The sequence below is a fragment of the Bacillus sp. FSL M8-0077 genome, from assembly GCF_038050255.1.
Lineage (GTDB): Bacteria > Bacillota > Bacilli > Bacillales > Bacillaceae > Bacillus > Bacillus altitudinis.
The window spans coordinates 2,837,041-2,850,857 of the sequence record NZ_JBBPAF010000001.1; the positions used below are offsets into that span (position 1 = coordinate 2,837,041).

The window sequence follows — 13,817 nt, forward strand, 5'->3', positions numbered from 1 at the left end:
TCATCTCCCCTTTTAATAAATCCCTTCTTCTCCAAACTTCTTCGCTAAACGGTTTGCCATCATGACCAAAATAAGTCCAACGGCTGCTTTAAATAAACCAACAGCGGTACTATAGCTGAATTGTCCTTGCTTCAGACCAGCTGTATACACATACGTATCAAAAATCTCTGCGACTTCCCTGTTGGTTGCATTGAGTAATAAATAGACATGTTCAAATCCAAGCTCTAACGTATCGCCGATTTTTAAAATGAGCAGAACAACAATGACACTTTTAATCGCAGGAAGGGTGATGTGCCACATTTGTCTGAGTCTGCCGGCTCCATCCATTTTCGCTGCTTCGTATAGCTGCGGATCTACTGCTGTAATCGCCGCAAGATAAATAATGGTTGACCAACCCGCTTCTCTCCAGATTACCTGCAAAATGTACATGGGTCTAAACCATTCTTGACTAAGAAGGAAGTTAATCTTTTCTCCTCCAAAGAAAGCAATCAATTCATTGATTAACCCGCCATCTACCGTTAACAAAACAAAAGATAAGGACACGACAATCACCCATGACATGAAGTGAGGAATATAAATCATTGTCTGAACAAATTTCTTAAACAATGCCAATCTGACCTCGTTTAAAAGAAGAGCTAATAAGATCGGAATCGGAAAGAAAATCACAACATTCATAGCAAATAAAATGAGCGTATTTTTTAATAAGATGAAAAATGTTGGTTCTGTAAATAAGCGAATAAAGTGTTTGAAGCCAACCCACTCACTGCCAAGAATTCCGAGAAACGGCTGGTAATCTTGAAAGGCAATGATCAGCCCCCACATAGGGACATATTTAAAGACAAGAAAATAAAGGAGCCCTGGCAAAATCATTAAATACAGAAATTTTTGACTAAGCAATTGATTAAGTAAGCGCTTTCTCTTTTCTTTTTTCAAAGCTGCCGCAGGCACACCCTTGGCAGTGACATCCTGTGTTTTCACAGATAAAGCCTCCCCTCATGCTGATGCATGTGTTAACTGTATCTTAAGGATGAAAAATCCGTCTACAATCATATCATCAGATCATATTTACTCAGGGGAAGCTACTCAAAACGTTACATAAAACATAAGAAAATGATCCTAATCTCAGAAAATGATTATTGACAAACCTACCAGATTTTTGGATTAATAAACTAAGGGGAAAAGATTGTTTCGTTTGAAATGGGGGGTTTTATGAAAAGAAAGCAGTATAAATTTTATTACAAGCTGGTGACGTTTTTTTTCGTGCTTAGTACGATTCCTGTTATTATTGTCGGTATTTTTTCTTATCAGCATTCGCAAAAAACTGCACTCGAAAATATTTCAAATGAAAAGCTGGACAGCGTCAAACAAACGCAATCCAATATTGAGCATATTCTAAAGACAGTAGATCATTCTCTCACTCACTATGTCAGTTCGCCGCCTCTCCTTCAAACACTGGCAGAACCTTTAAATCCAGACCAATTCCAACTTTATAATCAAGTCCAACAAGAACTGAATTACCTGCAAACCTTCGACACCGATCTCTCCAATATTACACTTGTTAGTAAAATGGAAGATTGGTATATGAACAATTCTGGTCTTTATCATGTCTCGAACGGGGATCAAGAGAAAGCGTTAACCTCTTACCTCAATATTCCGAGTCATTCCAGCTGGGCACTTGAAGAAAATAATCCACTTGTCTCAACAAAAGAAGGAAAGACATCCTTTTGCAAATACAATGTGAATTTAATCAAGCAGCTTCCGATGAATAGTGTCCAAAAGAAGGGGATCGCCGTCGCCAGCATTCCAAGCTGCGTGATTGCTGACAACATGCCTGACTTCTCTCAATCTGATAGTATGTTTGTCATTGATACAAACGGAAAAGTGCTGCTACATAATCGAAAAGAACAAATTGGTGACTCGTTAAAAAATCAAGATTTCGTCAAACATGTCCTGTCACTTGAAGAACGATCCGGACAATTTGATATGAAAATCGATGAACTAAACTATCAAGTTACGTTTCAAAAATCAGATTATAACGAATGGACATACTTATCCTTTGTCTCCATTCCCGAACTAAAGCAACAAACGAAATCAATCGGGTGGATCACCTTTATTATTTGCTTTATTTTGTTAGCGCTTTCATTGTTATTTTCATGGTTTGGCTCTAGACACTTTTATAAACCGATTCGCTTATTATACGAATCCTTTGCACGTAATGAGTCGTTTTTGCATAAACAGCCTTTCCAAAATGAATTTGAGCTCATCGAATCGAGCATTAAACAAATGAAAGATCAAAACAATGATCTAGAGGAACGAATTGAACAGCAAGTGACACACTTACAGCAATACTTTATGGTGCGGCTGCTGCTTGGCAAGCTGACGGAAGAAGAGATTCACAACCGATTTCAAAGTCTAGGCTTTCCTCGTGACTGGTCCCATTTGTCCATGCTTGTGACCCAAATCGATACACTAAAAGGAACGCCGTATGAAAAAAAGGATGCAGACTTGCTTTTATTTGCGATAAATGGACTGATTGAGCAGATTATTCCGCTAGAGGAGCATCTTCAGCCAACCGTTGTCAATCAGCATCAAACGACGATTGTCCTCAATCAATCGAAGTCAGAAGAGGAATTTACTGAATATTTAAATCAATTAGCCGAAACAATTCAGCAGCGAATTGAGGAAGAGCTGGGCTTGTCGATCAGCATTGGAATCAGTCGCTCATTTAAAGAGCTCTCTATGGCCAAACATGCTTATATTGAGGGAAAAGAAGCCTTAAAATACAGGCTCAAAGCAGAGAAAAAATCCATTCTTTTATACGAGCATATTCAGCAAGGAAAGACGTTTAAGACTCACTTCCCAAAACAGCTGCAGCAAGATTTATTTGATGCCATTAAAGCAGGCGATCAAGGCAAGGCAGATCACTATTTACATGTACTCCTGCAATCCATTTTCTCTAAAAATGCTGGACCACATGAGTACCAGATCGCCCTCGCTCGTTTTTTAAACAATCTCATCGAGCTGATGCATTTGCTAGGCATTGAATTGTTTGAAGTCGAAGATAACAAAATGCTCTATGATACGATCTTTGAGTTTAAAACGTTTGAAGATACAGAAGCGTGGCTGAAACATGAGATCATTCGCCCCATCATTGATCAGCTCGGCGCACGTGAAGACTCTCAATATAAAAATATCTCAGAGAAAATCATTCATATCATTCATCAAGAATTTGACTCAGATCTGACATTGGACGAAATCGCTACACGCCTGCACTACAATCCAAATTATTTAAGTAGTATTTTTAGAAAAGAAATGGATATCTCCTTTAGTGAATATCTCTCGTCTTACAGACATCATGTCGCCAAAAACTGGTTGGTGGAGACGGATATGTCGGTGAAAGAAATTTCGGAAAAGCTAAAATACAAAAATCCGCAAAATTTCATCCGCTCCTTCAAAAAGCTGGAAGGCACGACACCTGGAAAATACCGTGATCAGAAAAAAGGCATATAAAGCAAAGTCCCGCTCTCACAAGAAGCGGGACTTTTTTATTTAAACTGTTCATTTAGAATACTGTCTTCCAGCACTGAAAGCGGCTCGCCATACACTCGTTCAATATGGGCTGCCCCCCAATCACATAACGCATTCAAAATTCGCTCAAGTGACTGTCCGTATTCACTTAATTCATACTCCACTTTAGGCGGCACTTGTTCATATACAATGCGGTTAATCACACCGTCATTTTCAAGCTCTCTCAGCTGCTGTGTGAGCATTTTTTGCGTGATATTTGGCATGAGGCGCTTCAGTTCACTCGTCCGCTTTTTCCCATGTGTTAAATGACATAAAATGACACACTTCCATTTCCCACCGATCACTTCAAGCGTTGCCTCCACAGAGATATTATATTTCTTCTTTTCCAACGTCGCTTCACTCCTTTTGATACTGAACAGGCACTTTTTAGTACCTATATTACAAAAAAGTACGTACTTTTTTTTCTGTCATCTATGTTAGATAATAACTCTTGCCGATCGGCTTCGTCTATCAAAATGTCATGAAAGAAGGATGTGAATCACGATGCAAAACAAACAAAATCACTTTGCCCTTCTCGCACTAGCGATTAGTGCATTTGCTATAGGTACAACTGAATTTATCTCTGTAGGTCTTCTGCCGATGATCTCAGAGGACTTTGGCGTGAGTGTCAGCCAGGCCGGCTGGACCGTTTCTTTATATGCGCTCGGTGTTACCTTTGGCGCACCAATTCTAACCTCACTTACGTCAACGATGAAAAAAAAGACATTGCTTTTGCTCATTATGCTCGTCTTTTTGATCGGAAATACACTCGCCACGATTGCCCCGACTTTTTCTGTGCTCTTAATCGGACGAGTGATTTCAGCCCTATCACATGGCGTATTTATGTCGATTGGCTCGACCATTGCCGCAAGCCTTGTGGTGAAAGAAAAGCGGGCAAGCGCTATTGCCTTTATGTTCACTGGTTTAACAGTCGCTACTGTGACCGGTGTGCCATTCGGTACGTTTCTTGGTCATGAGCTCGGCTGGCGGACGTCATTTGGTGTGATTGTCATGATTGGCCTAATCGCACTGATTTCTAACTATTTCCTTGTTCCGTCTCAATTGAAACAGGGCGTGAAAACAACGTTTAAGGATCAAGCAGCCTTATTAAAGTCGAAAAGAATGTTGCTTTTATTTGTCATTACTGCTACAGGGTATGGAGGAACCTTTGTCGTCTTCACCTATTTATCCCCTCTCTTACAGCATGTGACAGGTCTTGCGCCTGGAACAGTTGCCTTGATCCTGCTGTTATACGGGATGACCATCGCCGCTGGGAATGTCATTGGCGGAAAAGCAGCGAATAAACAGCCAATGAAAGCACTGATTTATATGTTTATCATTCAAAGTCTCATCTTGTTTATCCTTAGCTTTACTGCTGGATTTATGGCACTCGGGATTGGAACTGTAATGCTGATGGGACTGTTTGCTTTCATGAATGTACCCGGCCTTCAAGTTGCCGTCGTTGATTTTGCGGAAAGGTATACACCCGGAGCTGTCGATGTTGCTTCCGCTCTGAATATCGCTGCCTTTAATGCAGGTATCGCCATTGGTTCATTTTTAGGCGGCATCGTGACAGATACCCTTGGGCTTGTGCATACCGGCTGGGTTGGCGGCATCATGGTGCTCATGGCTGCCTTACTCACAATGGTGAGTCATCAAATCGAACAAAAAGAATACAAACAAACCATGTAAAGGAGTCTTTCATATGAACAATTTACAAAGTACAAAAACATTAAACAACGGGGTCCGCATGCCAGGATTTGGTCTTGGGGTCTTTCAGGTTGAAGAGGGAACGGAATTAATTGAAGCTGTTAAAACAGCCATTCAATTAGGATATCGCAGTATTGATACAGCTTCTATTTACGGCAATGAAGAAGGTGTTGGACGAGGCATACAACTTGGTCTAGCAGAAACAGGCCTTCGCCGCGAAGATATCTTTGTGACATCCAAAGTGTGGAATGCCGATTTAGGATATGAAGCGACACTAAAAGCATACGAAGACAGCCTGAAAAAACTTCAGCTTGATTACCTTGATCTGTATTTAATTCACTGGCCAGTTGAAGGGAAATACAAGGAAGCATGGCGCGCACTTGAAACGCTGTACCGTGAAGGAAAAGCCAGAGCCATCGGTGTGAGTAACTTCCAGCCGCATCATCTTGATGAATTATTGAAAGATGCGGACATCATTCCAGCAATTAATCAAGTCGAGTTTCATCCAAAACTCACGCAGGAAACGCTGTTTACGTATTTGAAAACACATGGCATCCAAATGGAAGCCTGGTCACCACTTATGCAGGGAGAGCTGCTGCACCACCCGCTGATCACGGAGCTTGCGGGCACATACAACAAAACACCTGCTCAAATTATTTTGCGCTGGGATGTGCAAAAAGGCGTCATTACGATTCCTAAATCAACGAAAGCCCATCGTTTAAAAGAAAATGCCGATATTTTTGATTTTGTCCTATCTGATGAGGATATGAAGCGCCTGTCTGACTTAAATGAAAATAAACGAATTGGTCCTGATCCAGACAACTTCGATTTTTAATGAAAACACCCCCGCTTTTTACTAAGCGGGGGTCTTCATGTTCATCATTTTGATTTTTTAAAGGAAGCTTCATATTCTTCTATGATTTTATTTCCACCATTTGATTTCCACTTCTCTACATCTTTCTTAAATTGTTCTTCGTTGATATCACCAAGAATGAACTTATAGGTCGCATCATCGATGATTTTCTTCAATTCATTTCCTCGCTCTGATGCTGTTTCTGAATACAGACTTTCAGCAGGGTTAGCGACAATGATGTTTTTATTGTCTTCTTCTAGCTCTTCGTATTTTGTACGAACTGCATCGCCTTTATTTTTCAAGTAACGTTTATCAATCCCTACGAGGCTGACAAGCGGCTGTACATCTGTCTGCCAGCTTTTCACTTGGCTTTCTTCCCTCACAAATGTATTTCCATCTTGTTTGTTATAATGCTTTCCATCAATCCCGTATGTCATGAGACCATACACGTCTTCTTCTGCAATTCGGTCAAAGAAAGCCAAAATTCTCTTTAACTCTGCTTCTGATTTGACGCTTGTTTTCGGGAAGGCGAAGATGCCATTATGGCCGCCTGATGCCCATACACGTTCTTTGCCATCTGGGCCTTTGATTCGGTTGATAATATCCACTTCCATGTTCTTATCTGTTGCATCATCTCTTAAGTTCACTGCATCTACCATATTTCCAACATAGATACCCGCTTTTCCTTGTGAGAACAATTCTTGCTGTTGCGTTTTGCTTGTGACTGGGAAGTCTTTGTTTATATAGCCGTTGTCACGCAGCTTTTTCATATATTTCATTGTATTCATATACTCATCCGTCATAAAGTCTGGCGTAAATTTGCCGTTTTCTTCTTTCCAATCTGTTGGCATTCCTTCATAAGAACCAAGCGTTTTAAATGCACCGTAAATCAAATCGTTACGGTCTGTAAAACCAATTGTATCGTCCTTGCCATTTTTGTTCGGATCTTTTTCAGTAAATGCCTTGGCTACTTCATAAAGGTCATCCAGCGTTTTTGGTGTATCCAAATTTAAATTTTCAAGCCAATCCTTTCGAATGACAATCCCTTGTCTTGAAAGTGGTCTCTCTCTATAAATGCCATAAAGCTTCCCATCGATAGAGGCATTTTTATTAATCAGTTCGTTCATCTTACTTAAATTTGGATAATCCTTTAAGTATGGACCGATTTCCCAGAACATGCCTGATCTAAACGCATTGATAGCAGATGAATTCTTAATGTCTTGAATCGTCACAATTTGCGGGAGGTTCCCTGCGGCAAGTGCTGAATTTAAACGGTCTTCTTTCACCGCATCAGGCACCCACGTAATATCAAGCTCTGTACTTGTGAGCTTCTCAATCTCTTCTAACACTGAATCTTTTGGCGGCTGCTGATGATACAAAATCGCCATCCATGTCAGTTTCACCTTTTTGTCTAAATCAACCTTTTCATCTGATGAGCTTGCTCCTTTACTTGAACAAGCTGACAGAATACCGCTTGCGGCAAATAACAAAACAAAGGCAATCAGCCATAATTTCTTTCTCCCCATAAGATCCCTCCGTTATTCCATCTTTTTAACCCTTTACAGAACCTAGTAATGCCCCTTTGTTGAAATGCTTTTGAATAAATGGATAGACAAGCAGAACGGGAATGGTCGCCACGACGATGACCGCCATTTTAATGGTTTGGTCTGGCGGCGGTGTTGATGAGCCCATATCTGACATATCTCCTTGCATACCGCTTGATACAATGACGATTTGTCTTAACAGGACCTGAATCGGCCATTTCACTGAATCGTTTAAATATAAAATGGCTGTCATGTACGTATTCCAATACGTCACGGCATAAAAAAGTGAAATCGTCGCAATAGCTGGCAAAGAAAGTGGCAACACGATTTTAAAGAAGATCCCTAAGTCGTTACAGCCGTCCATCTTCGCTGATTCTTCAAGGCTTGCCGGAATGTTTTGAAAGAAGTTTTTCAAAATGATCAAATTGAATGCATTGATGGCCACTGGCAGAATGAGTGACCAGTAAGTATCAAGCAGCCCAAGTGTTTTCACGACAATAAACGTCGGAATCATCCCTCCGCTAAACAGCATCGTGAAGACAACGAGAAACATGAGGGTTCTTCGGCCCTTTAGCTCCTGACGAGACAGCCCATACGCCATGAGTGAGGATAAAAACATGCTGACCGCTGTTCCAACGAGTGTCACAAGAATGGATACAATCAGGCTGCGATACACAATATCTGTAGAAAAGATATAGCGATAGGCCTCTAAAGAAAACGTCGTTGGAAACAAAATAAACTTCTTTGAGATGACCTCTTCTACTGTCGCAAAAGAGGCGGCAATGACATGGATGAACGGGAGCACACATATTAATGCGAACATGAGTAGAAAAGAGTAATTAAATACATTGAACAATCGGCCTTTAATAGAACGATCTATGTTCATCACGCCCTTTCTTTGTAAGCGTTATCATTTCGTCTGAACATAAGCTGCAGCCTTTGACGATATCGTGATTAAAATGTAACAAACGGGGGAAGAAAGCGTCTATAATCATCATGACAGACCACAGAGATGATCATGCCATTCGTGCTTTTAGCCTCATCAATGAAAAGAAAAAGATCATCAGCTAATGTCATGATTATGCCTTATGCCTGATCATTTTCTTTCAGAATTTCTGCCGTATTGACATCTGGCCTGTAGCCTAACTCCTGCTTCGTTTTCTCATTAGACCAAGGTTTTCCTTCGTTTTCTGATACGGCATAATAAGTCCCGAATGGAACGTCCGTTTCGATGGCAGCCTTGATCATGCCGAAAAGGTCTTCATGTGAAAGAAGCGTTCGTTTCGTTCTTTTTTTGGTGTGCAATCCTTCCATCTCATCTGTCACGACGGTTCCAATTCTCAAATTGATGACAGACATACCTGTTTGATCGTGAAACAAACGCCCAAGCTGTTCGGAAGCAAATTTTAAAATGCCATACACATTTTTCGTTGCTGGTACATCATCAGTCGTAATTTCTCGCCCTAGTAAGGAGTGCCCATCTTTTTCATAGCGATCTGTCACATGATTACTGCTTGCAAAAATGACTTTTGGAATGCTTAACCTGGCCGCTGAACGAAACATATTATACGTGCTTATCCAAAACACGTCATTCATTTTTGCAAACTCCTTTTCATTCATCACATCATGCGTCATGTCTATGTTTAAAAGATGAATGATCACATCTGTATCTCTTGGGATGGCTTGAAACAAATTCTCTTCAATTGCCGCATCTGCCATGATGACTTCTTCTACACACCTTGTTTGATCAATGATGGTCAGGTCATACTCCGAAGAGAGCTCTTTAGTTAATAAACGTCCGATAACACCACATCCGCCAATCATGGTGATTTTTTTCATCTGTTTCCTCCTTCATCTTCTATCGGAGTAGTATGTCCATGCCGTCTATTGATTACAGCCACTTTTTCAAAAAACGTGTAGCCTCGTGGCGCATAGCAGCCGTTTCAAAATGACCTGCATGTAAACCTACAAGCTGATAACGTTCCTTTAAGGAAGCAGCTTGATAGGCTTGACTTAATGTCTGTTGAATTCGTCCAACACCTTCAGCAGGTGTAAGCTGATCATGCTTTCCAACTAAGCTTAAATGCGGTCTCGGGAAAATCATTTCTTGGATGTCAGCTGCTGTAAAGTGCTTAGCTAAGCTCGGTACATAATAGTAAAAACCGTGTCTATCTAAATGATTTGTTTCAATCAATGTGTGATGATCAACCTGTGCGCAAAGATCCACACACACACTGACCCTCTCATCAAGTGCTGCCGTCCACCATGAAAGAAGACCGCCCATTGACATCCCAAAAACAGCTAAACGCTCTGGGAGCACATCAGAGCGGGACAGCAAATAATCAATTGCACACATGCTCTCATACAGCATCATGCCCCACATCACTTTTCCTGTTAACAGCATTTCTTTGAAAATTTCACTTTCTGTTCTGCCCCTTCTTTCACCAAATCCCGCGTGGTCAATCGCCAACACACTATAGCCTTTTGAAGTGAATTCTTTTGCGTATGAAGGCGCTTGCAAATAATGAGCCCCCTTCAATAACTCTTCTTTCCCATCCACATAATTCCCACCATGAGAATGCTGGAACAAGACAACAGGCCTTTTTTTCACTGTATCTTTCGGCTTCACAAAATAAGCCGGAACTTCCTCCACCCCATGAATAGAGAGAATGAGTGTTTCTACTAAGTACGATTCACGTTCCTCAATCTTTAACGTATACGCCTCCACACGATGGCGCTCTGGCATTTCCCCTAATAAGCTGAGCAGTTGTTCACGTTTGCTTTCCTTTTCCATTGACGTCACTCCTCATTTTCTTGATCAACTTGTTAAATACGAGATTGATGGAGAAATCACCTTGTTTTCGACAAAATTATGTCCCGGGAAATAAACAACACCCATCGGTATCAACCGATGGGTGCGTTCATTAGTTCGCGACAATATTGACAAGTTTTCCAGGAACCGCAATCACTTTACGGATTGTTTTCCCTTCAAGCTGTTCTTTTATCCGTGCATCATTTTTCGCAAGCTCTTCTAGCTGCTCTTTTGTTGCATCAGCAGGAACCGTTAATTTTGCTTTCACTTTTCCATTTAGCTGTACGACAATTTCCACTTCATCATCGACAAGTTTTGACTCATCATATTGCGGCCATGCTTCATAAGAAATAGACCCTTCATGACCAAGTTTGTTCCAAAGTTCTTCCGCTACATGCGGTGCAATTGGAGAAAGAAGTTTCACAAAGCCTTCTGCATATTCTTTCGGCAGTGTGTCAGCCTTGTATGCATCGTTGATGAACACCATTAATTGTGAAATCCCAGTATTGAAACGTAAGCCTTCATAATGATCCGTTACCTTCATGACGGTTTCATGGTAGCTGCGCTCTAATGCGCCGCCAGATTGCTCTGTCACTTTATCACTGATGGAGCCATCTTCATTTGTAAACAGACGCCATACACGATCTAGGAAACGACGAGCACCATCAAGACCTGTTTCAGACCAAGCAATCGACGCATCTAAAGGTCCCATGAACATTTCATACAGTCTTAATGTATCTGCACCATGAGATTCTACGATATCATCTGGATTGACAACATTCCCTTTTGATTTACTCATTTTTTCATTATTTTCACCAAGAATCATTCCTTGGTTGAACAATTTCATGAACGGTTCTTTTGTTGGAACAACACCAATATCATACAAGAATTTATGCCAGAATCGTGCATATAGCAGATGAAGCACAGCATGTTCTGCTCCACCAATATACACATCAACCGGAAGCCATTTCTTCAGCTTTTCAGGCGATGCAAGCTCTTCTGAGTTATGTGGATCAATATAACGTAAGAAGTACCAGCAGCTACCTGCCCATTGCGGCATTGTATTCGTTTCACGGCGTCCTTTTTTACCTGTCACTGGATCGACGACCTCTACCCAATCTTTAATATTCGCTAAAGGTGATTCACCTGTTCCGCTTGGCTTAATCTCAGTCGTCTTAGGCAAAATTAGTGGAAGCTCTTCCTCTGAAACAGCTGAAGATGTTCCGTCCTCCCAATGAATAATTGGAATTGGCTCTCCCCAGTAACGCTGACGGCTGAACAGCCAGTCTCTTAAACGATAAGTGACTTTCTTTTCACCTTTTTGATGTTCTTCCAGCCATGCAATCGCTTTTTCAATTGCTTCTTCTTTCCCTAAGCCGTTTAAGAAATCAGAGTTGATGTGCTTTCCATCACCTGTGTAGGCTTCTTTGTCAATGTCTCCGCCTTCGACAACCTCTTTGATTGGAAGATCGAATGTTTTGGCGAATTCATAATCACGCTCATCATGAGCAGGAACTGCCATAATCGCCCCTGTTCCATACGTAGCCAGCACGTAATCTGCAATCCAGATCGGCATTTTTTCACCATTTAATGGATTGATGGCATAAGCACCTGTGAAAATGCCTGTTTTCGTTTTAGCAAGATCTGTCCGCTCTAAGTCACTTTTAGATTGAATTTCTTTGATATATGCTTCAACTGCTTCTTTTTGAGCAGCTGTTGTAATTTTTTCAACTAGTGCATGCTCTGGTGCAAGAACGGCATATGTTGCACCAAATAGTGTATCAGGACGTGTTGTAAACACCGTAAACTGTTCGTCATGTCCTTCTACTTCGAAGTGAACATGTGCACCTTCAGAACGTCCAATCCAGTTGCGCTGCATGTCTTTGATGCTTTCAGGCCAATCAATGTCTTCTAAATCTTCTAACAGCCTGTCCGCATATGCTGTAATTTTTAGCATCCATTGCTTCATTGGACGTCTTTCAACAGGATGCCCTCCGCGCTCACTTTTCCCATCAATGACTTCTTCATTTGCAAGGACTGTGCCAAGTGCCGGACACCAGTTCACTGGTACTTCATCGATATACGCCAATCCTTTTTCGTACAATTTCAAGAAAATCCACTGTGTCCATTTATAATAATTCGGATCTGTCGTGTTAATTTCTCGATCCCAATCATACGAGAAGCCCAATGATTGAATTTGGCGGCGGAAATTATTAATGTTCTCTTCTGTAAATGCAGCTGGATCATTTCCTGTATCCAGCGCATATTGTTCCGCTGGAAGACCAAATGCGTCCCATCCCATTGGATGAAGAACATCGTATCCCTGCATACGTTTCATACGTGATAAAATATCCGTTGCTGTGTATCCTTCAGGATGCCCTACATGAAGCCCTGCTCCTGATGGATAAGGAAACATATCTAGCGCATAAAACTTTGGTTTATCTTCCGAGTCAGATGTGGCGAATGTTTTATGTGTCAGCCAATAATCCTGCCACTTCTTTTCAATTTCCCGATGCTGAAAACTCAATGTGAAAACCTCCTTTAATATGTACGGCTTTATCTGCTCAGATGACCACTGCAAGAATTCAGATTTTTCTAAAATCAACAAAAAACCCTCATCCCTGGAAAGGGACGAGAGATTTTTTGGTTCCCGCGGTACCACCCTTGTTAGCGTCATGAACTGTTCATACGCTCACTTAATATCTTTAACGCAGACATGCGACAGAAGCTTTAACGCAACTGCAACTCTGAGGCGAGTTCAGAAGCAGATTTGATTGACTTTCACCAGCCGTCAATTCTCTAAAGACAAATACTGCTTTCCTACTACTCCTCTTCACTGTTCTTATCGTAACCGTCATCTAAGTAGTATTTTATAGAATTATGATCATAAGTGCAAGCAGGTTTGTATACAATGGGAATGTACCCTAGACTAGGGTAAAGTGAGGATATTATTCGTGTGGAGATCGGTTATGACGGTTGGAGCCTGCATCCTGTGAACGTTCTTCTCTCACAAAATCGAAGCTTCGCAGAACTGCTTCTCCTCCGTAACCTGAAATAATGGATAAGATGATCAAGTGCAGACTAGATTCGGGATTTGAGGATAAGACAAGCAGTGTAGCAGCAATCATCCCAACGAGCCAATCTTCAATAAACCCTAGATAAATAAACTTCTTTGTCATTCTGGGCTTCTCTAGCCTGCCTTTTTTCTTTACGTGACCGAGAATGCCCATGACCCCTCCAATGGCGCAAGCAATAATGACTTGTTGCAGCATTTTCATCACCTTCCTAAAGCCCTTAGAATAGTAAAGCGACTTCAGGCTGTCCAGCCCCC

At 41.3% G+C, this 13,817-nt stretch carries 11 protein-coding genes and 1 other annotated feature; of the genes, 3 read left to right on the plus strand and 8 right to left on the minus strand.

Annotation, left to right across the window (positions count from 1 at the left end; genetic code table 11):
* Window positions 1-12: 12 nt before the first annotated feature.
* Window positions 13-978, minus strand: coding sequence for an ABC transporter permease (locus NST57_RS14675; protein WP_008343019.1), 966 nt, complete (start codon window positions 976-978; stop codon window positions 13-15).
* 231 nt (window positions 979-1,209) lie between these two features.
* On the opposite strand from NST57_RS14675, the gene NST57_RS14680 reads away from it, so the two are divergent.
* Window positions 1,210-3,510 (plus strand): helix-turn-helix domain-containing protein, encoded by a 2,301-nt coding sequence (locus tag NST57_RS14680; RefSeq protein WP_341298773.1) that lies wholly within the window; start codon window positions 1,210-1,212, stop codon window positions 3,508-3,510.
* 35 nt (window positions 3,511-3,545) lie between these two features.
* On the opposite strand, the gene NST57_RS14685 is transcribed toward NST57_RS14680, so the two are convergent.
* Window positions 3,546-3,917 carry a winged helix-turn-helix transcriptional regulator gene (locus NST57_RS14685; protein WP_008343017.1) on the minus strand — a complete coding sequence of 124 codons (372 nt, stop codon included), beginning with the start codon at window positions 3,915-3,917 and terminating at the stop codon, window positions 3,546-3,548.
* Between the two features lie 154 nt (window positions 3,918-4,071).
* Between NST57_RS14685 and NST57_RS14690 the strand changes: the two genes are divergently transcribed.
* Complete coding sequence (locus NST57_RS14690; RefSeq protein WP_341298774.1) at window positions 4,072-5,259, plus strand: MFS transporter; 1,188 nt, start codon at window positions 4,072-4,074, stop codon at window positions 5,257-5,259.
* A gap of 13 nt (window positions 5,260-5,272) precedes the next feature.
* A complete protein-coding gene (locus tag NST57_RS14695; RefSeq protein WP_142155787.1) occupies window positions 5,273-6,112 on the plus strand; it encodes an aldo/keto reductase in 840 nt (279 codons plus the stop codon).
* Window positions 6,113-6,156: 44 nt separating this feature from the next.
* On the opposite strand, the gene NST57_RS14700 is transcribed toward NST57_RS14695, so the two are convergent.
* The 6 genes from NST57_RS14700 to NST57_RS14725 form a co-directional block, all read right to left on the minus strand.
* Window positions 6,157-7,656 carry an extracellular solute-binding protein gene (locus tag NST57_RS14700; RefSeq protein ID WP_142155788.1) on the minus strand — a complete coding sequence of 500 codons (1,500 nt, stop codon included), beginning with the start codon at window positions 7,654-7,656 and terminating at the stop codon, window positions 6,157-6,159.
* A gap of 25 nt (window positions 7,657-7,681) precedes the next feature.
* The gene (locus NST57_RS14705; protein ID WP_098680761.1) at window positions 7,682-8,542 is read right to left on the minus strand and encodes a carbohydrate ABC transporter permease; all 861 of its coding nucleotides are present in this window, start codon (window positions 8,540-8,542) and stop codon (window positions 7,682-7,684) included.
* A gap of 218 nt (window positions 8,543-8,760) precedes the next feature.
* A complete protein-coding gene (locus tag NST57_RS14710; RefSeq protein WP_142155789.1) occupies window positions 8,761-9,513 on the minus strand; it encodes an NAD-dependent epimerase/dehydratase family protein in 753 nt (250 codons plus the stop codon).
* 52 nt (window positions 9,514-9,565) lie between these two features.
* A complete protein-coding gene (locus NST57_RS14715; protein ID WP_017367887.1) occupies window positions 9,566-10,468 on the minus strand; it encodes a dienelactone hydrolase family protein in 903 nt (300 codons plus the stop codon).
* A 130-nt stretch (window positions 10,469-10,598) separates the two neighbouring features.
* Window positions 10,599-13,013, minus strand: a complete 2,415-nt coding sequence (gene leuS, locus NST57_RS14720) for a leucine--tRNA ligase (protein ID WP_050827595.1) — start codon at window positions 13,011-13,013, stop codon at window positions 10,599-10,601.
* A gap of 97 nt (window positions 13,014-13,110) precedes the next feature.
* Window positions 13,111-13,332: a binding site (T-box leader), on the minus strand.
* A 102-nt stretch (window positions 13,333-13,434) separates the two neighbouring features.
* Complete coding sequence (locus NST57_RS14725) at window positions 13,435-13,764, minus strand: DUF4257 domain-containing protein (RefSeq protein WP_008343006.1); 330 nt, start codon at window positions 13,762-13,764, stop codon at window positions 13,435-13,437.
* Window positions 13,765-13,817 lie beyond the last annotated feature (53 nt).

What these genes read in the sequence shown, in the direction of transcription:
- NST57_RS14725 (WP_008343006.1), bottom strand. Translation starts at nt 13,764, where the DNA reads ATGAAAATGCTGCAACAAGTCATTATTGCTTGCGCCATTGGAGGGGTC.
- NST57_RS14710 (WP_142155789.1), bottom strand. Translation starts at nt 9,513, where the DNA reads ATGAAAAAAATCACCATGATTGGCGGATGTGGTGTTATCGGACGTTTA.
- NST57_RS14680 (WP_341298773.1), top strand. Translation starts at nt 1,210, where the DNA reads ATGAAAAGAAAGCAGTATAAATTTTATTACAAGCTGGTGACGTTTTTT.
- NST57_RS14700 (WP_142155788.1), bottom strand. Translation starts at nt 7,656, where the DNA reads ATGGGGAGAAAGAAATTATGGCTGATTGCCTTTGTTTTGTTATTTGCC.
- NST57_RS14690 (WP_341298774.1), top strand. Translation starts at nt 4,072, where the DNA reads ATGCAAAACAAACAAAATCACTTTGCCCTTCTCGCACTAGCGATTAGT.
- NST57_RS14695 (WP_142155787.1), top strand. Translation starts at nt 5,273, where the DNA reads ATGAACAATTTACAAAGTACAAAAACATTAAACAACGGGGTCCGCATG.
- NST57_RS14715 (WP_017367887.1), bottom strand. Translation starts at nt 10,468, where the DNA reads ATGGAAAAGGAAAGCAAACGTGAACAACTGCTCAGCTTATTAGGGGAA.